This is a genomic window from Mesorhizobium sp. W050 (genome assembly GCF_054719535.1).
Genome location: NZ_JBTTIH010000001.1, coordinates 230,100 through 252,891 on the forward strand (window position 1 = coordinate 230,100; position 22,792 = coordinate 252,891).

General features: G+C 63.6%; 22 protein-coding genes. 11 read left to right on the forward strand and 11 right to left on the reverse strand.

The features are described from left to right. Nucleotides 1-28: 28 nt before the first annotated feature. Entirely contained in the window at nt 29-1,042 is a 1,014-nt protein-coding gene (gene rsgA, locus ACYG9Y_RS01085; RefSeq protein WP_245260180.1) for a ribosome small subunit-dependent GTPase A, read from the reverse strand. 268 nt (nt 1,043-1,310) lie between these two features. Here rsgA and ACYG9Y_RS01090 point away from each other — a divergent pair, with 268 nt between their 5' ends. Further along, nucleotides 1,311-1,448 carry an endonuclease/exonuclease/phosphatase family protein gene (locus ACYG9Y_RS01090; protein WP_023691904.1) on the forward strand — a complete coding sequence of 46 codons (138 nt, stop codon included), beginning with the start codon at nt 1,311-1,313 and terminating at the stop codon, nt 1,446-1,448. Nucleotides 1,449-1,907: 459 nt separating this feature from the next. Here the strand turns inward: ACYG9Y_RS01090 and ACYG9Y_RS01095 are convergent, their stop codons facing one another. After that, entirely contained in the window at nt 1,908-3,503 is a 1,596-nt protein-coding gene (locus ACYG9Y_RS01095; RefSeq protein ID WP_023737577.1) for a GMC family oxidoreductase, read from the reverse strand. Nucleotides 3,504-3,807: 304 nt separating this feature from the next. Here ACYG9Y_RS01095 and ACYG9Y_RS01100 point away from each other — a divergent pair, with 304 nt between their 5' ends. The 4 genes from ACYG9Y_RS01100 to ACYG9Y_RS01115 all read left to right on the forward strand — a co-directional run bounded on the left by ACYG9Y_RS01100 (nt 3,808) and on the right by ACYG9Y_RS01115 (nt 8,502). Continuing rightward, the gene (locus ACYG9Y_RS01100) at nt 3,808-4,878 is read left to right on the forward strand and encodes a sugar ABC transporter substrate-binding protein (RefSeq protein WP_023683136.1); all 1,071 of its coding nucleotides are present in this window, start codon (nt 3,808-3,810) and stop codon (nt 4,876-4,878) included. Between the two features lie 159 nt (nt 4,879-5,037). Further along, nucleotides 5,038-6,021 (forward strand): ABC transporter permease, encoded by a 984-nt coding sequence (locus ACYG9Y_RS01105; protein WP_023737578.1) that lies wholly within the window; start codon nt 5,038-5,040, stop codon nt 6,019-6,021. Between the two features lie 5 nt (nt 6,022-6,026). Beyond that, nucleotides 6,027-7,529, forward strand: a complete 1,503-nt coding sequence (locus ACYG9Y_RS01110; protein WP_023737579.1) for a sugar ABC transporter ATP-binding protein — start codon at nt 6,027-6,029, stop codon at nt 7,527-7,529. 4 nt (nt 7,530-7,533) lie between these two features. After that, nucleotides 7,534-8,502, forward strand: a complete 969-nt coding sequence (locus ACYG9Y_RS01115) for an ABC transporter permease (RefSeq protein ID WP_023737580.1) — start codon at nt 7,534-7,536, stop codon at nt 8,500-8,502. 74 nt (nt 8,503-8,576) lie between these two features. Here the strand turns inward: ACYG9Y_RS01115 and gloA are convergent, their stop codons facing one another. Next, a complete protein-coding gene (gene gloA / locus ACYG9Y_RS01120; RefSeq protein ID WP_023737581.1) occupies nt 8,577-8,987 on the reverse strand; it encodes a lactoylglutathione lyase in 411 nt (136 codons plus the stop codon). Nucleotides 8,988-9,144: 157 nt separating this feature from the next. Here gloA and ACYG9Y_RS01125 point away from each other — a divergent pair, with 157 nt between their 5' ends. Both ACYG9Y_RS01125 and ACYG9Y_RS01130 read left to right on the forward strand, forming a co-directional pair. Next, nucleotides 9,145-10,584 carry an FAD-binding oxidoreductase gene (locus ACYG9Y_RS01125; protein ID WP_023737582.1) on the forward strand — a complete coding sequence of 480 codons (1,440 nt, stop codon included), beginning with the start codon at nt 9,145-9,147 and terminating at the stop codon, nt 10,582-10,584. Nucleotides 10,585-10,587: 3 nt separating this feature from the next. Continuing rightward, nucleotides 10,588-11,382 carry a FadR/GntR family transcriptional regulator gene (locus tag ACYG9Y_RS01130; RefSeq protein WP_023737583.1) on the forward strand — a complete coding sequence of 265 codons (795 nt, stop codon included), beginning with the start codon at nt 10,588-10,590 and terminating at the stop codon, nt 11,380-11,382. 323 nt (nt 11,383-11,705) lie between these two features. On the opposite strand, the gene ACYG9Y_RS01135 is transcribed toward ACYG9Y_RS01130, so the two are convergent. The 4 genes from ACYG9Y_RS01135 to ACYG9Y_RS01150 all read right to left on the reverse strand — a co-directional run bounded on the left by ACYG9Y_RS01135 (nt 11,706) and on the right by ACYG9Y_RS01150 (nt 16,068). Further along, the gene (locus ACYG9Y_RS01135) at nt 11,706-12,590 is read right to left on the reverse strand and encodes an AraC family transcriptional regulator (RefSeq protein WP_031253193.1); all 885 of its coding nucleotides are present in this window, start codon (nt 12,588-12,590) and stop codon (nt 11,706-11,708) included. Nucleotides 12,591-12,810: 220 nt separating this feature from the next. Next, nucleotides 12,811-13,074 (reverse strand): hypothetical protein, encoded by a 264-nt coding sequence (locus ACYG9Y_RS01140; protein WP_023749079.1) that lies wholly within the window; start codon nt 13,072-13,074, stop codon nt 12,811-12,813. A gap of 327 nt (nt 13,075-13,401) precedes the next feature. Next, entirely contained in the window at nt 13,402-15,030 is a 1,629-nt protein-coding gene (locus tag ACYG9Y_RS01145; RefSeq protein WP_198018607.1) for an HNH endonuclease signature motif containing protein, read from the reverse strand. Nucleotides 15,031-15,165: 135 nt separating this feature from the next. After that, nucleotides 15,166-16,068 carry an NAD(P)-dependent oxidoreductase gene (locus ACYG9Y_RS01150; protein ID WP_023737586.1) on the reverse strand — a complete coding sequence of 301 codons (903 nt, stop codon included), beginning with the start codon at nt 16,066-16,068 and terminating at the stop codon, nt 15,166-15,168. A gap of 125 nt (nt 16,069-16,193) precedes the next feature. Here ACYG9Y_RS01150 and ACYG9Y_RS01155 point away from each other — a divergent pair, with 125 nt between their 5' ends. From ACYG9Y_RS01155 to ACYG9Y_RS01165, 3 genes are all read left to right on the forward strand, one after another. Beyond that, entirely contained in the window at nt 16,194-16,934 is a 741-nt protein-coding gene (locus ACYG9Y_RS01155) for a FadR/GntR family transcriptional regulator (protein ID WP_023737587.1), read from the forward strand. Between the two features lie 226 nt (nt 16,935-17,160). Beyond that, the gene (locus tag ACYG9Y_RS01160) at nt 17,161-18,147 is read left to right on the forward strand and encodes an aldo/keto reductase (RefSeq protein WP_023737588.1); all 987 of its coding nucleotides are present in this window, start codon (nt 17,161-17,163) and stop codon (nt 18,145-18,147) included. Between the two features lie 208 nt (nt 18,148-18,355). Beyond that, the gene (locus tag ACYG9Y_RS01165) at nt 18,356-19,504 is read left to right on the forward strand and encodes an extracellular catalytic domain type 1 short-chain-length polyhydroxyalkanoate depolymerase (RefSeq protein ID WP_023737589.1); all 1,149 of its coding nucleotides are present in this window, start codon (nt 18,356-18,358) and stop codon (nt 19,502-19,504) included. A 53-nt stretch (nt 19,505-19,557) separates the two neighbouring features. On the opposite strand, the gene ACYG9Y_RS01170 is transcribed toward ACYG9Y_RS01165, so the two are convergent. From ACYG9Y_RS01170 to ACYG9Y_RS01185, 4 genes are all read right to left on the reverse strand, one after another. Next, a complete protein-coding gene (locus tag ACYG9Y_RS01170) occupies nt 19,558-20,178 on the reverse strand; it encodes a hypothetical protein (RefSeq protein ID WP_031253194.1) in 621 nt (206 codons plus the stop codon). Nucleotides 20,179-20,359: 181 nt separating this feature from the next. Beyond that, on the reverse strand, nt 20,360-20,965 hold the full coding sequence (locus ACYG9Y_RS01175; protein WP_023671087.1) for a general stress protein: 606 nt from the start codon (nt 20,963-20,965) through the stop codon (nt 20,360-20,362). A gap of 31 nt (nt 20,966-20,996) precedes the next feature. Further along, nucleotides 20,997-21,749, reverse strand: coding sequence for a DUF4142 domain-containing protein (locus ACYG9Y_RS01180; protein WP_023728480.1), 753 nt, complete (start codon nt 21,747-21,749; stop codon nt 20,997-20,999). Nucleotides 21,750-22,008: 259 nt separating this feature from the next. After that, on the reverse strand, nt 22,009-22,182 hold the full coding sequence (locus ACYG9Y_RS01185; RefSeq protein WP_155923304.1) for a hypothetical protein: 174 nt from the start codon (nt 22,180-22,182) through the stop codon (nt 22,009-22,011). Nucleotides 22,183-22,327: 145 nt separating this feature from the next. Between ACYG9Y_RS01185 and ACYG9Y_RS01190 the strand changes: the two genes are divergently transcribed. Continuing rightward, entirely contained in the window at nt 22,328-22,678 is a 351-nt protein-coding gene (locus ACYG9Y_RS01190; protein WP_023671090.1) for a hypothetical protein, read from the forward strand. Nucleotides 22,679-22,792: the final 114 nt, after the last annotated feature.

The window sequence follows — 22,792 nt, forward strand, 5'->3', positions numbered from 1 at the left end:
GACGTCTCGTTCCGCAATTCCTATCCTCTCAACGCCGCTTCGGGCGCCCGGCAGGCGATTTGTTGCCGCGTGGCCCGCTCTGAACCGGCGTGTTGCCCTGGTTTTCCTCCGACAGCTTGCGCCAGCGGGCAAGGCGCTCGGGGTCGAGCGTACCCGCCTTCAACGCAGCCTGCACCGCGCAGCCCGGTTCGTGGACATGGGTGCAGTCGCGGAACTTGCACAGCGGTGCGAGCTCGGTGATTTCGGCAAACAGCGTGTCGATGCCGGAGGCGACGTCGCTGACATGCAGCGTGCGCATGCCCGGCGTGTCGATCACCCAGCCGCCGCCGGCAATGGCGTGCAGCGATCTGGCTGTGGTAGTGTGGCGACCCTTGGCATCGTGCTCGCGAATGCCCGCAGTCTGTTGCGGCGATTGCTGCGCCGATCCGGCCAGCGTGTTGACCAGCGTCGATTTGCCGACGCCGGAGGAGCCGACCAGCGCCACCGTCTGCCCTGCGCCACACCAGGGAGCAAGCGCCGCTGCGGCATCGGCGACGCGCGGGTTCAGCATCACCACGGCCAGTCCACGCTGCAGGGCGGCGGCCTGGCGTTGGTAAGCCTCGGCATCGTCAGCGGTGTCGGCCTTGGTCAGCAGGATCACCGGCGTCGTTCCGGCCTCGTTGGCCAGCGCGAGATAGCGCTCGAGCCGGGCGATGTTGAAATCGGCATTGCAGGACGTCACGATGAACAGCGTGTCGACATTGGCCGCGGCCAGCTGCGGCACCCTGCCTCCCTGTGTGCGGCGCTCCAGCACCGTCTTGCGGGTCAGGCGGCGCCGCAGCAGATGCGTATGCGGCTCGACCAGCACCCAGTCGCCGACGGCATAGTCGCCGGTGTTGGTATTGGCCGGCAGCGTCAGATCCACTGGCCCTGACAGAGACAGACCGGCCAGGCGGTCGCGGTGCACCGAGGCGATGCGCGTCGGCACTAGGTTTGCCTCATCGGCTTCAAGCTGGTCGCCGAAGAAATCCGTCCAGCCCAGGCTTGCGAGGGAAGCCGTCACGGTTTTGACCACGGGGACGGCGTCACAGACATCGGAGAGTATCCTTTGGCAAAATGGGCGCGGACCCTCGGGGCGGTTGTTCAAGCCGTGTATGGGCGGCATGGCGGCATTTGGCAAGCCGAACCGCGCCGATGGCCAAGCCGTTTCGCGCACCGCGTGGAACGCATCGAGGCGGTGGTTCGCTGAACGTCACCAGACACGGAATCCTATCGTGGCACCTATCCGCGTCGCGTGCGTCGAGGGTCGTTCAACATTGAGGAAAAGTCCTATGCGCTTACGCGTCGTTACTCTCAATGTCTGCAACACGGAAGGCGAACCGGAGCGCCTGGCGGCCATCAACCGGGAGCTGAGGCGGCTCGACCCCGATCTGTCGCTCTCCAGGACGTCGTCCAGACAGCCGATGTGAAATCCCTCGATACGCTGCCGATGGTCTTGATTTGCATGCCACGCATCAGGCCTCGTCGTCGACCTCGAAGTTGGCAGGGACGGCTGAGGATGGCAGGTCGAGAAGCCTGCCAAAAGGGGGAGGGGGATGGCCGGTACCGCAGGGGGCGGGGGGTTGGGATGGGGTTGCCTGAAGCACCGGCCAAAGCGGGACAAGTCCCACGCCCACAAGCTAGCAGAGCTTGGATCGGTTCATATGGTGTGATCGCGGAACTGGCGCAAAAGCGCTTTCACATCCCCGCGCAGGCGTCGGCAACGAGCCCGCAACCGGGGGTTTCCTGTCGGTTGGTGGGTTGCGCAAGCGTCGGTTGAAGGCGCTGCGGGAGGCTGTCGTTTTTAGTGCGGTTCGAGTGCTATGCGCTCAGCGACAGGTGCTCAAGGCAGGGCAATCGCGTGGCGCCACCACATGCGATTGTCCTGCTTACGCCACCGGCAGCGTTCGCCCCGCAATCAGATCCGCAGCCTTCTCCGCAATCATGACCACGGCGGCGTTGGTGTTCGACGACACGATGCTTGGCATGACCGAGCTGTCGCAGACACGCAGGCCTTGCAGCCCGCGCACGCGAAGCTCGGGGTCGACGACGCTGTCGGCATCGCCGCCCATCCGGCAGGTGCCGACTGGGTGATAGGCGCTGCGGCCATGTTCTCGGGCGAAGGCTTCGAGTGCTGAGCGCCCCTGCATCGCCTTGCCGGGCAGATGCTCGCGGCTGATGTATCTGGCGAAGGCTGGCTGCGACAGGATTTCGCGGCTGATCTCGATGCCGTCGATGGCGCGTTCGAGATCATAGCGCTCGGCGAACGGGTTGGGGTCGATGATGGGCGCATCGCGCAGGTCCGCGGACTTGAGCGTGACGCTGCCGCGCGAACGCGGGCGCACATGGTAGGAGTTCAGCGTGCAGCCATTGCCGCCGGGAACCGAGCCGATGCCTTCCTCGACGCCGGCGCCGGGCAGGAAATGGAACTGGATGTCCGGCGTCTTCTCCGCGCGGTCGCCCCACCAGAAGCCGCCGGCCTCGACGATGTTGGAGGCCACCGGCCCCTTGCCGAACAGCGCATATTCAAGACCGGCAACCGCCTGCCAGCGCTTCTTCTTGTAACGGTCGATGCCATGCGGTCCGTTGAGCTCGGCGACGACATCGACGTCCATGTGATCGTGCAGATTCTGGCCGACGTTTTTGGAATCGTGGACCACCTCGATGCCGTGATGGCCGAGATGCACGGCCGGGCCGATGCCGGACAGCATCAGCAATTTCGGCGAGCCGATGGCGCCGGCGGCGACGATGACTTCGCGCTCGGCGCGGAGCAGTTCGGTGCGGCCATTGACGATGATCTCGACACCGATGGCGCGGCCGTTCTCGACCACGATGCGGCTGACGGAGGCGTCGGTGCGTAGCGTCAGATTCTTGCGGCCGAGCGCCGGCTTCAGATAGGCGACCGCCGTGCTCGAGCGTTTCCCCCGACGCGTCGTCGTCTGGTAGAAGCCGGCGCCCGCCTGCTCACCGGCGTTGAAGTCGGCGCGGAAAGGAAGGCCCGCCTGCTGCGCCGCCTTGACGAAGATGCGGGTCAGCGGATGCGGCGCGCCGCTGGAGACGCCGAGCGGGCCGTCAGTGCCGTGCTGCGCATCGGCAAAAGTGTCGTTGCCCTCGGAGCGGACGAAGTAGGGCAGCACGTCGGCATAGCTCCAGCCGGCACAGCCATCGTCGGTCGCCCAGCCATCGTAGTCCTGCGGGCAACCACGGGTGAACACCTGGGCGTTGATCGAGGAGCCGCCGCCCAGCACGCGGGCCTGCGGATAGACCATGGTGCGGCCATCGATCTCCTTGCCGGGCGCGGTGTCATAACCCCAGATCAGCGGCCCCGACGTCATCTTGAAGAAGCCGACCGGCAAATGGATGTAGCGGTCGGTGTCGGGCGGACCGGCCTCGAGCAGCACGACGGACACGTCCGGGTCCTCGCTCAGCCGGGCGGCCAGAATGCAGCCAGCCGAACCGCCGCCGACAATGATGTAATCCGTCATTTCCACTCCCGGGTTCTCTTTGTTGGAGCATGATCTCCGGACAAAACGGTTTCTCGATTTGTCCGAGAAAACCGGTTCCCACTTCTAGGGATCATGCTCCGGCGGGCGATGAAATCACCGCCCCTTCCTCTTGCGCGCGACGATCTCAAGTCGCTTGTGCCACGTCAAGAGAAAGGGTATGGTTATCGTGTTGAAGGGTTGTCGTACAAGTGGAGGAGCTTGACGATCCTCACCAGGAGGTCCCGGCCGCGCTCCCTGCGCAAGATGCCGGGCGGAACAGAATTCAATCGGGAGGTTTCGAGGTATGAACGACACGAAGAATTTTGCGGTCAACCGGCGCACGCTGATGATGGGCGCCACCGCCGGCGTGGCGGCACTCGCCATGCCGAGCGTGCTGCGCGCGCAGGACAAGCCGACGCTGGTGACGTCGATCCGCTCGCTGTCCAACCCCTATCACGCGGTGTGGAAGACCGGCGCGGAAGCGTATGCCAAATGGGCCGGGCTGGAACACGTCACGCTGGTTTCGGAAGGCAACAGCGAGAAGGGCATTGCCGACATCAAGGCGATGCTGGCCAAGACCGGCGGCAACATGGTGCTGAATTCCGATCCCAACGACACGCCCGATGCGCGCCCGATCGTCGAGGCCTGCGCCAAGGCCGGCGCCTATGTGGTGACGCAGTGGAACAAGCCGGGGGATCTGCACCCGAAGGATTTCAACCCGAACTATGTCTCGCATATCGAGTTCGACGGCATCGACAGCGGCAAGACCATCGCCGAGATCCTGTTCAAGACCATTGGCGGCAAGGGCGGCATCGTCGCACTCGGCGGCCTGATCTCGACCACGGCGGCGATCGAACGCAAGAAGGGCCTCGATGCGGCGCTTGCCGCCAACCCAGACATCAAGCTGCTCGATTTCCAGGTCGCCAACTGGAAGTCGACCGAAGCCTTCGACCTGATGGGCAATCTGCTCACCCGCTTCGGCGACGACATCAAGGGCATCTGGGCGGCCAATGACGATATGGGCTCCGGCGCACTGGAAGCGCTGCGTGCCGAAAACCTCGCCGGCAAGGTGCCGATCGTCGGCGTCGACGGCATCAAGACGGCGGTCGATGCGGTGCGCACCGGCGAATTCGCCTGCACGGTCACTTCGGATCCGTTCTGGCAGGGCGGCATGGGTCTCGCCATCGGCTACAACGCCAAGATCGGCAAGTTCGACCCGACCAAGGAGCCGCCGGAGCACCGTGAGTTCTACGGCAAGGCGGTGCTGATCTCGCACGACAATGTCGAGGAATATTACAAGACCAATGTCGATGCGAAGCCCGAGATCGACTGGAACGATCTGTGGGGCCGGGTCACCGGAGCAATCCGTACCTGATCCATCGGAGTGGGCTGCACCTCCCTGGCGGCCCGCTTCCTCCCGCAGCCGTCGCGATCCCCTTGTCGCGACGGCTGTCACCAGCAGACGGGAAGCGGTTTCTTGACAATCCATACAGAACCCCTGAAGTCCGTTTCGGACATCGAGCGGACGACGCCTATGACATCGTTCCCCGGCCGCATCGCGACATTCCTGGGCGGCAGGCGCTGGCGCAGCCTGGCGCCGCTGGCGGTGCTGATTGTACTCTGCGTACTGATCGCCATTGCCAATCCCAATTTCATCGAGCTGCGCAATCTGGTGCGGCTTGCGAATTCCGCCGCCGTGCCGCTGACCTTGGCGATGGGGCTGACCTTCATCATCCTGATGGGCAGCATCGACCTTGCAGTCGAAGGCACGCTTTCGGTCGCGGCGATGGTGCTTGTTCTGCTCGCCGCCAATGACGGCAACGGCAACGACTATGGCTGGTGGGCGGTGCTCGCTGCCATCGCCGCCGCCACCGCCATGGGCTTCGTCAGCGGTCTCGTCCAGACCATGCTGCGCATCCCGTCCTTCATGGGCACGCTCGGCATGTGGTTCATCGGCCTCGGCCTGTCGGTCTATATGCTGGGCGGCACGGCCATCAAGCTGAACGACGCCTCGATCCGCGACCTGGCCTTGCACCGTTTCCTCGGCCTGCCGGTGGCGGTCTGGGTCGCGTTCGGCGCGTTCCTGCTCGCCACCGTCATCCAGTATCACACCAAGCTCGGCCGCCACATATTGGCGATCGGCGGCGACGAGGATGTCGCCAAGCTCTCGGGCGTCAATGTGGTGCGCGTGCGCATCACCGCTTTTGCGCTGGCCGGTTTCTTCTTCGGCATTGCCGGTGTGCTTGCCGCCGCACAGCTCGGCCAGTCGCATGCCGTCATCGGCGACGGCAGGCTGTTTGCAGCGGTCACCGCAGTGGTCGTCGGCGGCACCGCTTTGACCGGCGGCGAGGGCGGTGTGGTCAACACGCTGATCGGTGTGCTGATCGTCACCGTGCTTGCCAATGGCATGATCCTGCTCGGCATCTCGCCCTACATCCAGCAGACGGTGCAGGGTCTGATGATCATTGCCGCGGTGGCGCTGTCGCTCGACCGTGTCCGCCTGAAAATCGTCAAGTGAACGCCATGCTGCAGGCGTCCAACATCATCAAGAATTTCCCCGGTGTGCAGGCGCTGCGCGACGTCTCCATTGAGGTGCGGCCCAATGAAGTTGTCGGGCTGATCGGCGAGAACGGCGCCGGCAAGTCGACGCTGATGCGGGTGCTGGCCGGCGGCTACCGGCCGGATGGCGGCTCGCTCACACTGGACGGCGAACAGCTGCGCATGCGCAACGCCCGTGATGCGGCCAGGCATGGCATCGGCATGGTGTTCCAGGAGCAGTCGCTGGTGCTGAACCTGACGGTTGCCGAAAACATCTATCTCGGCGAAGAGGACCGCTTCACCCGCTTCGGCCTCGTCAATTGGCGCGCCATGAACGCAGCGGCGCGGCGGCAACTGGCCAAGATCGGCATCGACATCGACGTCACCGCGCGCACCTCCGAACTCACCTTCGCCGCGCGCCAGGTGGTCGAGCTCGCCAAGGCGCTGACCCTGGAAGAAGTGGTCGAGCGGCAGTTGCTGATCCTGCTCGACGAGCCGACCTCGGTGCTCAACGCCGCCGACATCGAGGTGCTGTTCGCGCGGGTGCGGTCGCTCAAATCCCGCGCCAGCTTCGTCTTCGTCTCGCACCGCCTCGACGAGGTGCTCAATATCTCCGACCGCGTCTACACGATGAAGGATGGCGCCGTCGTTGCCGAACATCGTGCAGCCGAAGTCACCGCGCCGGAGCTGCACGAGATCATGGTCGGGCGCGGCCTGCAGGCCGAGTATTATCGCGAGGCCCGCCAGCTGGCGCCGCGCGATACCGTGATGGTCGAGGCCAAGGGCCTTGGCGCCAACGGTTTCTATCACGGCGTCGATCTCTCGATCCGGGCGGGCGAGATCGTCGGCATTGCCGGCGTCGTCGGCTCCGGCCGCGAGGAGGTGACGCGCACCGTTGGCGGCTTCGTCCAGCATGATGCGGGCGAGATGAAAATCGCCGGCGATGCCGTGCGCTTCTCCTCGCCGGAACCGGCGGTGCGCAAGGGCATCGGCTATGTCCCGCGCGAGCGCCGGCTCGAAGGGCTGGTGATGTTCCTGTCGATCGCGGAGAACATTTCGCTGGCCGATCTCTCCAGCGTCATGCGCCATGGCGCCATCGATTATGGCAAGGAGCGCCGGCTTGCCGCCGACTGGATCAAGCGGCTGCGCATCAAGGCGCCCGGTCCCGATGCCGCCTGCCGCAAGCTCAGCGGCGGCAACCAGCAGAAGGTGGTACTGGCGCGCTGGATGACGGCGGGCTCGCGCATCCTGGTGCTCGACCATCCGACGCGCGGGCTCGATGTCGGCGCCAAGGAAGAGGTCTACGAGCTGGTGCGCGACCTCTCGGCGCAAGGCGTGGCGATTCTTTTGATTTCCGACACGCTGGAGGAAACGATCGGCCTGTCGCACCAGGTGCTGGTGATGCGCGACGGTGCAATCACCGCGCGCTTCGATGCCAGCCCGGCCAACAAGCCGAACCAGGTCGACCTTCTCAGGGCAATGGTGTGAGCCGATGAATGAAGCGCTCTCCATCAGGCGGGTTTTCGAGGGCAAGTGGACGCAGGGCGCCATTCCGCTGGTGCTGCTTGTCGGCCTGCTTTTGATCATCGAGATCGCCGCGCCCGGCTTTCTGACCGGCGAGACCGTGGCGCTTTTGTTTGCCAACACCGCCGTGCTGTTCATCCTGGCGACCGGCGTCACCTTCGCCATCCTGCTCGGCGGCATCGATTTGTCGATCCAGGCGGTGGCATCGCTGGCCAGCGTCATCCTGGCGCAATTGCTGCCTTCGCTCGGCCTTGCCGCCTTTCCGGTGGCGATCCTGTCGGGGCTCGCCTTCGGCGTGTTGAGCGGCGTCGTTCACGTCAAGCTACGCGTGCCGTCCTTCGTCGCGACACTCGCCACCGGCGGCGTGGTCACCGGCCTGGCGCTATGGGTTTCCAACGGCCGCGCCATCACCATCGAGGAAGGTGGCCGAGAAAACACGGCGTGGATCAACGCCACCATCATTGGCATTCCGGTGGTGGTGCTGATTTCGGCGGTCATCGGCATCGCCGCCTTTCTGGCGCTGCGCTACACACGCTTCGGCCGCCAGGCGATCGCGGTCGGCGCCGGCGAGCCGGCGGCGTGGGCCGCGGGCATCAATGTCGACCGCACCAAGATCATCGCCTTTGCCGCGTCGGGTATGCTCGCGGCCATCGCCGGCATCGTGCTGGCAGCCAGGCTGTCGAGCGGTTCGCCGGTGCTGGCCAACCAGCTGCTGCTGCCGGCCATCGCCGCCGTCATCGTCGGCGGCACGGCGATCACCGGCGGGCTCGGCGGCGTTGCCCGCACGGCGGTCGGCGCGCTGATCATCTCGATCGTGCGCATCGGCATGACCTTCGTCGGCGTCAATATTTTCCTGGAAAACATGGTGTTCGGCGCGGTGCTGATCGCTGCCGTCGCCATTACCATCGACCGCAGCAAGATCGCGGTCATCAAGTGATCCCGCCTCCCAGGCAAGCGCGGACAGGACGGGACCGCATCGGCGCGAGGCCGATGCGATCCGGCCCGATCGGATTACATCGTGTCGAGGCCGATCAGCTCGATCTTGTAGCCGTCGGGGTCTTCGACGAAAGCGATGTGGGTGGTGCCGTGCTGCATCGGGCCGGGCTTGCGCGGGATCTTGGCGCCGCGCTTTTCCAGTTCGGCGCAGACGGCGTAGATGTCGTTGACGCCGAGCGCCAGATGGCCGAAGCCGGTGCCGATCTCGTAGGGCTCCTCGCGGCCCCAGTTCAGCGTCAGCTCGACGACGGCTTCCTTTTCCTCGGGGCCGTAGCCGACAAAGGCGTTGGTGAACTTGCCGCCGGGGTAGTCGTCGCGGCGCAGCAGGGTCATGCCGAGCACCTCGGTGTAGAAGGCGATCGACTTGTCGAGGTCGAGCACCCTGATCATGGTGTGCATATAGCGAAATCCCGGGGCGTCGCTCATTGGGGAAGTCCTCCGAATTCTGTGATTTGCGGGTCTGATCATCCACATCGAACGCTTGGCGGCAAGCCTCGCTTGATGTTCTCAATCAGGGTTGTATGATAACACGACAACGCCGGTATTTGTCCAGCCGTTTTGCCGAGGGGCCCAGAGCCAATCCATGAATGCCGTGCCGCTACCCTCCGCATCGCAGATCGCAGCCCTGGCCGGCTTGCTGCCGAATGGCGGGCTGCTGACCGAGGAAAATCTGGCGCGCTACAGCCGAGATTGGTCGGGCGATCATTTCGGCCGGCCGCTGGCGGTGGCGCGGCCCTCTTCGGTGGAGGAAATGTCGGCGCTGATGCGGTTCTGCCATGCCGAGCGCATTCCGGTCGTGCCGCAAGGCGGCCTGACCGGGCTCGTCGGCGCCGCAGTGGCGGCGGATGGCGGCGAGATCGTCATCTCGCTGGAGCGCATGAACAAGATTCGCTCGATCAGCCCGATCGACTTCGCCATCGTGGTCGAGGCCGGCTGCATTCTCGAGGACGCCAAGCGCGCCGCCGAAGCGAGCGACTGCCTGCTGCCGATCACGTTCGGCGCGCAGGGCAGCTGCCGCATCGGCGGCAATGTCGCCACCAATGCCGGCGGCTTCAACGTGCTGCGCTACGGCATGACGCGCGACCTGGTGCTTGGCCTCGAAGTGGTGCTGGCCGACGGCCGCATCTGGAACGGGCTGAAAGTGCTGCGCAAGGACAATCGCGGCTATGATCTGAAGCAAATCTTCATCGGCTCGGAGGGCACGCTCGGCATCGTCACCGCGGCGGCGCTGAAACTATTCCCCAAGCCGACGCAGATCGAAACCGCGCTGGTTGGCCTGCGCTCCGTCGAGGACGCGATGGCACTCTATGCAAGGGCGCGGCGCGATTGCAGCGATTTGCTCACCGCCTTCGAGCTGATCCTGCGCGGCGGCATCGAGATCACCATGCGCGAGGGCAAGGATTTTCCCGATCCGCTCAGCCAGCCCTATCCCGTCTATGTGCTGATCGAGGTGTCGTCGGGCGGGCTGATCGACCTCTCCAATATGCTTCTGGATTTTCTCGGCAGCGTCGAGGACATCGTCGAGGATGGCGTCATCGCTTCGACCAGGGCTCAAGGTGAGCGGTTGTGGCTCTACCGCGAGATCATGGTCGAGCGGCAGGGCAGGGGAGGCCGCTACCTGCGCACCGATGTGTCGGTGCCGATCTCCAGGCTTGCCGATTTCGTCACCGATGCGCTGGCCGCCTTGGAGAAAGCCCGGCCCGACGCGCTGGCCGTCACCTACGGCCATGTCGGCGACGGCAACATCCACCTCAACGTCGTGCCGCCGGAAGGCATGGGCACCGAGGCGATGGAACATCTGTTCGAGCAGGCGGAAGCCGAGATCTTCACCGTCGTCGATCGCTATGGCGGCTCTATCAGCGCCGAGCACGGCATCGGCCGGGTCAAGCAGAAGGCGTTCCTCGAACGCATCGATCCGGTGACGCTCGACCTCGCCGCCGGCATCAAGGACGCATTCGACCCGCGCCACATTCTCAGTAACGGCCGCATTCTGGCGTCCGCACCCGCCGTCGACTATAGGTGAGCGATGACGCTGAAACTCGACAAGGTCAATCGCGGCCCACACCTCTCCACTCTGGTGGCCAGTTCCATCTCGCGCGAGATCGCGCAAGGCCGGCTGAAGCCGGGTGACCAGCTGCCGACCGAGGCGGCGCTGGCAACCACTTTCGGGGTCAGCCGCAACGTGGTGCGCGAGGCGATCGCGCGGCTGCGCTCGGAAGGCCGAATCTGGTCGCAGCAGGGGCGCGGCGCCTTCGTGGTCGAGAGCAACAACCCGACGGTGCTGACCATCGACCATGAGACGCTGCAGCGCGCCGACTCGTTTCGCAATCTGTTCGAACTGCGTGGCATCCTCGAAGTGCAGGCGGCGGCCCTTGCCGCCAAGCGGCGCAGCGACGCCGATCTCAAAGCCATGGGCGATGCGCTGTCCGGCATGCGCGCCGCCCCCTATGGCAGCGTCGCCTGGTTGCGCAGCGACCTCGAATTCCACCGCACCGTCGCCGAGGCGACGCGCAATTCCTACATGGGCCAATTCCTGGTCTTCGTGTCCGAGCGGGTGCGCGAAAGCATTCTCGCCGCCGGCAACCAGCAAAAGTCGGACGACATGGCCCGCATCACGCTCGGCGAACATGAGCGCATCCTGAGAGCGATCCGTGCCGGCGACGCCGAAGGAGCGCAAGCGGCGATGCGCGACCATCTGGCGGGCGCGGCGCTGCGGGTGGGGTTGCATGAGGGGGAAACTGCGGAGATAGCGCCGGGGCCCGAGGCGGCGTCTCCGGTACGGCATTCGCGGTTGCGGAAGGCTGTGCGCGGGCAGGCTTAGGGATAGCCTTGCCTTATCCGCGCGCTGGGCCAATCGCCTATGGCAGCGCTGACCTCCACTCCGTCTCGGCTTCGCCGAGCCACCTTGCCGGGGCGAGCCACGGGTCTCGCCCGTCCTTCGGACCCCCCATTTCATGGGGGATGAGGAAATGCCAATCTCCGAGATCGCAGCCCTTCAAAAGCTTGGGTTTCCTCTCCCCCACGAATGCGGGGGTAGAGGTGGCTCGGCGAAGCCGAGACGGAGTGGGGGAGCGCCATATCAGATTTCACACGGTCGTCGGCTCAACCAGCTCAGGGCCGGAGATAGGCCGCCACCCCACCGCGCTATTTCAGCGGCAGAAACAGCTCAAGCACCACCTCGCGCACCGGTCCGTTCGACGAAAAGTGCCGTTGGCAATAGATCGGAAAGTCGCGCGCCTCCTCGCCACTGGCCGGAAGCCATTCGCGGTACAGGTAAAGCGCTGCCGGCTCGAGATTGTTGGTGTTGCCGGGATAGCGCAGCACCGCGCAGCGTCCGCCGGGGATCACGCCGGCCTTCATCTGCGCGTCCTCGATCGGCCCGCCTTCTACCGGCAGGTCGGTTCCGGCACAAATATCCATGCTGTAATCGGCCGGGTTCGCCGGCTCCCTTTCGGAACGGAAGATGTTGAAGGTCGGGCTTGTGTGGGGCGAGAGGCCGGCCGCCTTGCGCCAGGCGATGAAGCGCTGGATGGTGTCCTGGAGCGTCGCCCGGTCGCCGCGATGCTCCATGATCGCCACCGGCGTCGGGGGCACATCGCGGATCATCACGTCGGCGGGTTCGAAGATTATCTGCATGAGCGTGGTCCTTGCTTTGTCGAGCGGCCCGAAGGCCATGAGCCACGCCCCCCAGTCGGGAGACTTCCGGAAAGACGAAGGCGATTGTCCGAACCGTTGCCGAAAGGCGCGGGCGAAGGCATCCGGTGCGTCGTAACCGGCATCCATCGCTATGTCGGTGACGCTTTGGGCGTCGCTCTCGGCAAGCCGGTACGAAGCGCGCTTCAGGCGGGCGAGCTGGACATAGCGATGCACGGACAACCCGAAGGTTGACGTGAACTGCCGGTGGAAATGGTATTTCGAGAACGCCGCGACGCCGCTCAACGCTTCCAGGCCCAGATCGCCGTCCAGATGCTGGTCTATGTGGTCCAGCACCCGCTGCATCCGGGCTTGGTAGTTTTCAAGTGGCGTCATCAAACGTCTCGTCCTGCGTGGCGACACCAGATAGGCGGTTCCGGACATGTCGCGCTCGACCGATCTTGCGGTTTGACATGGATGGACGCCAGCGGTTGCATAGGTCGCGCCTGACCTGCTCTAGAGGGATGCGGTTGCGGAGCCGGCATCATAGGCGCGGGAAACAGCGTCTCCGATGCGGCATTCGAGGTTGCGGCTAGGGGGCCGGACAGGCGACAGCTCAGTTTGTGGCCGAACGAAACAGCACGACACCATCCTCGGCAGCAATCTCTTGCACTTCCGATGCGTAAAAGAAGTCGCTTTCTAAACCTTCTTGGGGCGGCGTGACGTTCGTTGAAATGTGGTCGAACTGCTCACCCAAATCGCGGCCATACACGATGTTGAGTACTCGATGGGTGGTGCCACTAGTCAAGGTGACGAGCGAGTTGGACCCATTTCGAGAGACCAGCAATTTAATGACGTATTCGCTTTCCCGAGGGGTCATATTGGCTCAGACCTTGTAGCCCTTAGCCACCGGCGTGCTCCCGCATGCAGTACGCACACGGGCCAGTGTCGGCGTAACGCGGTCCCAAAGTTCCCATATATTTGCTGGCCTCAGCTAGGGTTGGAAAGCCCGCTGAAGGGAATCGAGGATGCCAGAAAGTTGGCCCGGTCCCTTTATCCTGATTTTCCATACCTTGGCCTTCTCGGCAAAACTTGCATTCCCCAATGTGTATGCGTGCTCGTCCGCTAGGTGGAATAACTTTGACAAAAAACCCCATATCACCTCCGGAGCAGTCCGAGCGGTTCGTCGAAGCCGCCCATATAATTGCTAAGATGGTCCCTGAGCCGTCCTAGTGGCCCGGTAATCCTTGTAGGTTGCGTCGCAGTAAGGATGCGCTATCGCTTCGTTGGATTGGCGATTGTCGCCCCCAGCCCTTTTTGGGTTAATATGGTCCCCGTGAAATGAATTCCGATGCCACAGTCCGTGGCAGTAAGGACACTTAGGAGCTCCGGGTAGGGCTGCATCCCATATCGCTGCAGTGGTGGTTTTGGGTGCGAACTTGCCGGTGCCGGGCTTTTTGTCCGCTGCTGCCATGCGGATCATTGGATCCTTAAATCGAAGGAGACCGAAATCCTTGTGCTCATTCATCGTATGGATCACCTCGTCATAGGTTTTTCCATCCATCAATAGCTGCAAGGCGAGGGACCAATACCGGTCAAGCCACGGTGTGCTGCGATCACCGCTGCCGTTTTTATGAATGATTTCCGTCATTACCCATTTGTGGTCTATCAGAAACCGTTCCATTTCGCTTCGAACGTCGCAAAAACGGTTTGCTTTCCCCTCCGCAAAGATTCGGTCAACTATCTGCGACCACGCGAGGAAGGCCCACGGTGAAAATGCCCCGCCACGGGTGTAGAAATAAACAACCGGATGCAGACCGAGAGACGTCGGTTCCTTGCTAGTTAAACGAGACACCGTCCTCCAAACGCGCTTGAGATATTTGGCGGTGTCAACTCCTTCGACATCAGGTTCTAGGCGGTCTTTTATCTTCGCCCCCGTGGAGTCCGCAGCCTTTGTCGCGTTAACCTGGTTGACTAGATCAAAAACAAACGGGAGGACGCTGTACCCGCGACCGGCGACCGGAACGTCCAACGTGTCGACCGTGCCTTCAGGCATCGGCGGCCTGTAGAGGGCGGCGTAAATGTCCTTCGACGTGTCGACAATAATCTTCTGCACACCCTCGGGGAATTTCTGCCAGTAGGCATATCCGCTGCCGCCGTGAGCGATTGCGCGAGATGCAATTGCGGACGCCGATTCTCGCGAACGAATAATCCGTTTTTCAGTCTTATCCAGAGGGGTGGCCGCGTCGTTGATTGTAAAGAACGAATCTTCCGCTGCCTTAGCGCTGGTTGCAGGAACCCATTGAGCTACAAAAAACGTAATAGTTAGATTGCTCATCCGTGCTGTCTGAGAATCGGTGACGACACTTGGGTGCGTCAACCCAGCTTGGTAGAGCTTGAATTTTCCGATGCCCCTATCGATAAGCGTTCGTGTTTTCCTAGCCAGCGCCTCTTGTTCTGGTGGTAAGCGCGGTCCGAAAAGCGCCTTCGAACGATCCCCGTCTCCGTAGTCGTCATAAATCCACGCCATAAGGGCAGAGATGCGATGGGCGCCGTCTACCACGAAATTGAACTGGCCGGCACGCCAGAGGATGACAGCAGGGACTAGCCGCCTATCCAAAAAGTCGGCCACCAGGTCGAAGATTTTCTTAGGAGACCAATGAATAGTTTCTCGCTGAAATTCCGGCTTACGCAAGAATTTGGCAAAGAAATCATTCTCCATGAAGAGCGTGTAGGTAAGTTGTGTAGGACCCGTTTCGCCGGCTACCACACCCTCGCCAACAGATAAGTCAGCCCGCGGGATTAACGCATCGAGATTTACCCCGTTCGCTGCCATGCCATCTACCCACCCGATTTCGATGGTGAGTCTTATCTCACCTCGTCCCATCGGCATAGTTGGTGCGCGAGGTATAGTATGCTGAGTTTTCGCTGAGACGGGCTAACGAGATCGGCGTTTATCGCTTCACTCCCGTCACTCCGCCGCCGCCACCAGCGACACCCCATTCAACCCCGCTACAATATCCGACAGCGCTGGCACGAATTTCTCGCCGTGGCCAGTCGTGACCGCAGTCGCAAAGCCATTGCGCACCGCAGCGCCGATCGGGTTGGCGATGCCGGCGGCCTGGGCGAAGGAGGCGAGGTAGGTCATGTCCTTCAGCGCGTTGGCGATGGCGAAGCGTTGGGCGTTTTCGTTGCGGTTGAGGACGAAGTCGAAGAAGGCCTGGTAGAAGCCGCAATCCATGCGGCTGCCGGAGATGACGCTGTTGAAGACCTGCGGCGTCAGGCCGGCCTTGGCGCCGAGGCTCAGCGCTTCCGAATAGATCGCGGAATAGCCCATCGAGATGAAATTGTTGAGCAGCTTCATGGTGTGGCCGCTGCCGGTTGGGCCGGTGTGGACGATTCGAGCAGCGAAGGCTTCCAGCACCGGCCGTGCGCGGGCGACGATCTCGGCCGCACCGCCGACCATGACGTCGAGCTTGCCTTCCGTGGCTTCTTTGGGCGTGCGCGCCAGCGGCGCGTCGATCAGCGTCATCCCCTGCTCCGCGAGGTCGGCGGCAAGCGCTGTCGTCGATGACGGATTGGAGGTCGAGCAGTCGATGATCAGCAGCGGCGTCTTGGCCGCAGCAAGCCCGTCCGCGCCCTTGACCAGCGCTTCGACCTCGCGCGAACCGGTGACGCACAGGATGACGATGTCGCTCGCGGTGGCGAGCGCGCGCGGGCTTGGCGCTTCGGTGGCGCCGGCGGCGATCAGCCGGTCGGCGGCCGTGCGGCTGCGGTGGACATGCACCGTCAGCGGCCAGCCCTTGCGCAGCAGATTGTCGGCCATGCCGGCGCCCATACTGCCCAGGCCGATGAAGCCGATGCGTTCTTTCATGCAATCCTCGGGTTTTTTCATGTAATTCTCCTTGGACCCACACCGGCGGGCTCACCTTTCGTCACCTTGCGGCGAGCACCTGTCGATGCAATCCTTTGAACAAGAATCGAACCGGAGTCGCGCTGATGGCGGAGCCCATGACTTTCGACGCCATACCGCAGGCGCCCAACCTGCGGACGGGTCTGGTCAACACGCTGATTGCGCAGATCGAATCCGGTGACCTTGCGCCGGGGCAGCGGCTGCCGACCGAGCAGGAGATTGTTGCTGCCACAGGCGTCAGCCGCACCGTGGTGCGCGAGGCGCTGGCGGCGCTGCGTGCGCGCGGGCTGATCACCACGCGCCAGGGGCTCGGCGCCTTCGTCGCCAAGGATCCGCCGCCGAAGACGTTTTCCGTGCTGCCCGACGATCTCGAATCGATCGACGAGGTGCTGCGCGTGCTCGAACTGCGCATGGGCATCGAGGTGGAAGCGACCGGCCTTGCGGCCCAACGGCGCAGCGAGGCGGCGCTTCAACAGATGAGCGCGCGGCTCGACGCGCTGGACGCGGCGGTGCGCGCCGGCGGCTCCGGCTCGGAAGAGGATTTCGGCTTCCACCGCGCCATTCTGGCGGCGACGCAGAACCCGAATTTCACCCGGTTGTTCGACACGTTCGGCAGCGCCATGGTACCGCGCCATTGGACGCGGCTCGATCGCATGACCGAGGATGAGCGGGAAAAATATCTCGACCGCATGCAGCGCGAGCATCGCGCCATTCTCGGGGCCATCGAAGCCAGGGACGTCAACGCCGCGCGCCGCGCCATGCGCAGCCATCTGACCAAAAGCTATGCCCGCTTCGAGGATCTGCGCGACAAGGCTGTTCACGATTAGGGAGCCAACCACGGTTGACCGACTGCTCATCCGGCGACCCCGCCGAGATAAAGTTGGCGCATCAGCGACATGTTCCTCCCGGCTCCAAATTGTTGCAATCTTGCCGGGTTGTCATACAACCCTGTAGTCTGGTAAATCCCAGGAAGAGGGATGTCAATCGCGTTGCCATGCGGTATGAGGCTCCCGAAATCAGAACCGTCATCAAAGCCGCAAGTCAGGAAGCAAAATGGAGTCACGGAAATTTGGCCGTACCGGCAGATCAGTCAGCGAGATCGGCTTCGGCGCCTGGGCGATCGGCGCCGCCTGGGGCGAGGTCAATGACGACGATGCGGTCGCCGCCCTGCATGCCGCGCTCGATGCCGGCGTCAGCTTCCTCGACACCGCCGACGTCTATGGCGACGGCCGTTCGGAAAAGCTGATCGCACGGGTGATGAAGGAACGCGGTGGCGCGCGCCCGTTCATCGCCACCAAGGCCGGACGGCGGCTGCCGAAGCAGACGGTCGAGGGCTACAGCGTCGAGAACCTCACCGGCTGGATCGACCGCACCCTGAAATACCTCGAGACCGACACGCTCGACCTGGTGCAGCTGCATTGCCCGCCGACCGATCTCTACTATCATCCGGAGGTGTTCGAGCGTCTCGACAAGCTCACCGAGCAGGGCAAGATCCGCAATTACGGCGTCAGCGTCGAGCGTGTCGAAGAGGCGCTGAAGGCGATGCAATATCCCGGCGTCGTCAGCGTGCAGATCATCTTCAACGCCTTCCGCCAGCGCCCGGCCGAGCTGTTCTTCGACCAGGCGAAAAAGAACGATGTCGCCGTCATCGCCCGCGTGCCGCTGGCCAGCGGCCTGTTGTCCGGCAAGTTCAGGGCGGACACCAAGTTCGAGACCACCGACCATCGCCTGTTCAACAGGAAAGGCGAAGCCTTCGATGTCGGCGAGACGTTTTCGGGCGTGCCCTATGAGGTCGGCCTAGCGGCGGTCGAGAAGGTGCGGCCGCTGGTGTCAGGCGACACCACGATGGCGAAATTCGCTCTGCGCTGGATCCTGATGTTCGACGCTGTGACGGTTGTCATTCCCGGCGCCCGCAATCCGGCGCAGGCGGTTTCCAATGCGGAAGCGGCGGAGCTTGCGCCGTTGTCCTCCGAGTCGATGGCCAAGGTGAAGGCGGTCTACGACGAGAACATCAAGCCCTACGTGCATCAGCGCTGGTAACCCGGCGCCTGCCGGCCTCGATCGGCTGACTGACCAGAGGTCAGCCGGGCCAAATTGCGTTCGTCCGTCACAAGCCGTGCAGCGGATTCTATGATCCATCGGTCATTTAATCGGCCGCGCCGCTTGTTATTGTGCAGTGCAGCAACGATATTGCTGCGTGTGCGTTGTGTGCACGAGTCTGCCCATTCCGGCGCGCAAGGATACCGATTTGCGAGACATATCCGATACGATCGCCCGGCTGAGCGCGATGCGCGGCCGGCGAGCCGGTGCAGGACAGAGCAAGGACGATCACCTGTCCGAGATGACAGGGTTCAGGTCCAATCCCGGCGCCTTGCGCGCGCGGTTTTATCTCCCTGAAAACCTGCCGAAGCAGGCAGCGCTGGTCGTGGTGCTGCATGGCTGTACCCAGAATGCAGCCGCTTACGATCATGGTTCCGGCTGGACCGAACTTGCTGCCGAGCAGGGTTTTGCCGTGCTTCTCCCCGAGCAGCAGCGCGCCAACAACGCCAATCTTTGCTTCAACTGGTTCGTGCCGGGCGATGTAAGCCGCGACAGCGGCGAGGCACTGTCCATCCGCCAGATGATCGAGGCGGCGGTGGTCACCCACGGTCTCGACCGCAAGCGGATATTCGTCACCGGTCTTTCCGCCGGCGGCGCCATGGCGGCGGTGATGCTGGCGACCTACCCGGACGTGTTTGCCGGTGGCGCGATCATTGCCGGGCTTGCCTATGGCAGCGCCTCGACCATCCCCGAAGCCTTCGACCGCATGCGTGGCCATGGCGGCCCGTCCAGAACCGACCTGCAGCGTCTGTTGCGGGAGGCTTCGCCGCACAAGGGGCCGTGGCCGAGGATTTCGATCTGGCAGGGCTCGGCCGACACGACCGTGGTGCCTTCCAATGCCGACGCGGTGCTGGCGCAATGGCAGGGCGTGCACGGCCTCGCTCAAGCGCCGACACGCACGGAAAAGGTCGACGGTCAGAGCCGAAAAGTCTGGTCCGATGGCAAAGGCCGCGACGTGGTCGAGGCATACAGCATTGCCGGCATGGGCCATGGCACGCCATTGCAGGCGAGCGGCGACAATGCTCTCGGCAAAGCAGGGCCGTTCATGTTGGATGTCGGGATTTCCTCGACGCGCCACATCGCCCGTTTCTGGGGGCTGACGAAGCCAGAGGTACGACGCACGGCGAAAGCCAAGGCCGCTTCAGGCACTGCATTGCAGCCTTTCTCGCCGAAGGAAAAACCGCGAGCTGTCCGTGTCGATCCGGCCCCGGAGCCTGTCAATCCGCCAGGCGGTCCGGCGGGCGGGATTACCAAGGTCATCGAGGACGCGCTGCGGGCAGCGGGATTGATGCGCTGAGGCGGAGGTTCGCCCCGCACACGCCCAAAGGAAAATGGCAAGCGCCAGCATCATTATCGCAGCAGGCCTTCGTCCTCGAACGCATCCCAGCCGTTCAGTCCGGGCGGCGGGCCGTCCGTGTTCCGGGCCTTCCTCGCAGTGCGCGCCTGGCCGGTGCCCTTTCCCGCGCGCGTCAGCGCGGCCTTGCCCGCGCCGCGCCGCCTGTTCTCGGCGACTTCCTGGACATCCTGCTCTCTCCAGACGGTTGCCAAATCGCGGTCCAGGACGTCCTCGATGTGCCGCGGGTCGAAAACGTGGAAGGTGACAGACTTTGATCGACCACGCATCTTGACCGTGCGTGTGCCGGTGCTTTGCAGCCGACCGTCCTTGAGCCATTTGTGACGCTCGCGCGAAGAGATCGTAAGGATATCCTCGACCTCGCGCGGAAGCACAGGCAGCGCCTCCACTCCCTCCAGTGTTTTGGAGATACTGGCAGAGGCGGCCTTGAACGCTTCGGCTTCGGATCTCGACATTCGCAATGCGATGCGGCCCGTCTCGGCCTTGACGTGCTTCCTGACTGCCCATGGCAGGCGGGCTCTGACTTCACGTTCGATCCCCTTGGAGCGCACGGCGGACCCGAGTGTCGCTGACGGCGACAACGGCCATTCGGCAATCAGTTGCGGGGACGGGCTCATGCTTTCCTTGGGCTGGTTTCGTTGGCTCGATGCTAACACGGCAAGAGCCGGTCAAGCCAAGGCAACAGCGAAAAGGGGCAGGTCCGAAGAGAACCGCCCCTTATGGCCGAATTTGAACGCCGCTTGCTGTGCGCCGACAGCACCTTCGGCCCCGCCGCCGTGCGGCGACGGGGCTCGATGATCAGAGTGGGCTGGCGTTGCGCGTTTTGTCGCGCTCGGCCTCGATGTCGGTGTAGGGGTCGGCATTGGCATCGAAGCCGGTCCAGCCACCGGCTTCATAGGCGCGTCGGCGGTCTTGCAGATCGACCGAGTTGGACTCGCCAAGAATACGCTCGGCCTCGTCGGCGAGTTCGTCACTGACCCTGGCGGTCACCATCGTGCCACCGCGGCGAACGCCCTCCGCATAGACATGCGCATCCCTTTCGGGGACGCCGGACTCGGTCAGCGCCCCGACGATGCCGCCGGCAGCGCCACCGACGACCGCGCCGCCAACGGCGCCGACCGCGGTGGCGGCCAGCCATCCTGCGGCCACGACCGGACCGACGCCCGGAATGGCCATGATGCCGAGCCCTGTCAGAAGCCCGCCGGCGCCGCCAATGACGGCTCCGAGACCGGCGCCGCCGGCTGCATCCTCGGCGGCGTTGGAGGTGTCGCCATCGTCGTACCAGTCGTCCGAATTGTTGGCGACGATGCTGATGTCGGCCTGCGGCACGCCGATTGCCTCCAGTTCGCCGACGGCATCGGAGGCATCATCGTAGTTGTCGAAAAGTCCTGTTACGGTTTTCATGGTCTTGATCTCCTCGATCTGGTTCAGAGGTTCAGTTGGCGCCGGCAACGACGTTGCCCTGATAATCGAGCGCCACGGTCGTGGTCTTGCCATCCTTGGTGGCCTGACCGCGCCAGATGCCCTGGTCGTCTTTGGTCAGCTTGGACACGCCGGAGAAGCCGGCATCCTGAATGCGGCTCTTCGCCTGATCCTCGGTGAAGCTGTTGGCACCCGGGACCGGGGCGGCCGGATTGGTGGTGTCGGTCGTGCTCACGGCCGGGGTGGTGGAGCTGGTGGTCGACGATGCATTGTCGGTGGAAGCGATCTTCTCGACCATTTCCTGATGCATTTTGAGCGTCGGCAAGGTCTCGGAGGCGAAGGTCTTCAGCTGCGCGTTGTCGCCGTCCTTGGCATAGCTCTCGAACAGCGTGACCGCCTCCGAATGCGCATCGCGCTGCATCTGGACATAGGGCTTGTCGACGGCATCGTTGGCATTCTGCAGAGCCTCCAGATCGGCCTTGTGCTTGGCGTCCAGCTCCGTCGGCACTTTCAGCTTCTGTTCGCCGGCGATGGTCGCAAGCTTGGCGTTGGCGGCGCCGTGATCGTCGATCATCTTCTTGGCGAAATCCTTGACGCCTTGATCCTGGGCCTTGCCTTCTGCGATCTTGCTGGAGTCCACTTCGAACAGGCCGCCGATGGCAGCCTTGTCGACAAAGTCCTGAGCACTGTCGGCGGCGAAGGCGGGCAGGGCGAAGACCATGGCTGTGGCGGTGGCCAGCGAAGCTAGAAGAACACGTGTTTTCATGGACAGAGATCCTCGTGGGGCACACATCGTGCTGTGAGCCTAACCAGTGCGGCCAAGCTTTGTTCCGCCGCCCAAGCGTTATAACCGGGAGGGTCGATGCCGCGATGATGGCCCCTCATCCTCGGATTTTGCGCCTTTGCGATGTCGACGCGTGGCTCGGACGGCGACCCGCTCGATGGGCGCCTTGCAAGTCCATCGCAAAGGGAAACGAGGCCTTCGCCGCCCGCAACGAATAGCGCCCGCGGTGGCCTATCGAGGTTCAGCGATCGTTGCGTTCGAGGCGGCGCGCAACCTCTGTCTGGGCGACCTGCAGCAGCGTGTCTATTTCGAACATCGCCGCCGCATGGCCGCCGTCGCGAATGACACGGCGGGCGCGGTGGAGCAGGTCGGAGACCGTCCGCAGCGTTTCAGCATGGCTCGATCGATTCGACAAATGCGTGCCCTCCATCAGCCACAACCGTTGGATCGGGAGAGTGTTCCCAAAGTTGGCGGCCGGCCCGGCGAATGACCGTGACGGCAGGCAGCGGAACCATCCTTGTCCGTTGGCCGTTCCCCTTGCCTCAACGAAAGGAACAGCCATGGCCGAGAACGACACCCCGAAGGACACCCCGAAGATTTCCGCCCGAGAGGCCCAGGAGGCCCTGGAGAAGCAGGTCGCATCGCTGAAGCGCGAGATCAGCAAGATCAACCGGACGCTCGCCGAACGCACAGAAGATGCCGTCGGCGAAGCCGGCGGCTGGTATGGCAGCGCGACCGAGCGCGCGGCACGGGCAACGCAGCAGCTGAGATCGCAGGCGCAGACGGTGTCCGAAGCCGTCCAGCAAAATCCCGGCACCATCAGCAGCGCTTTCGTGCTTGGCGGCATTGCCGGGCTGTTGATCGGCATGCTGCTCGGGCAAAGCCAGGAACGCGACCGAAGCTGGTTCTAGCGGCGTATCTTATGACCTATTGCGCCCGCTGGCTTTGCTGGCGGGCTTTGTATGGACCAGATCACTGTGGCTTTGAGTGAAAAATTCCCCGCTCGTTCGAAACGGGATTTGTGG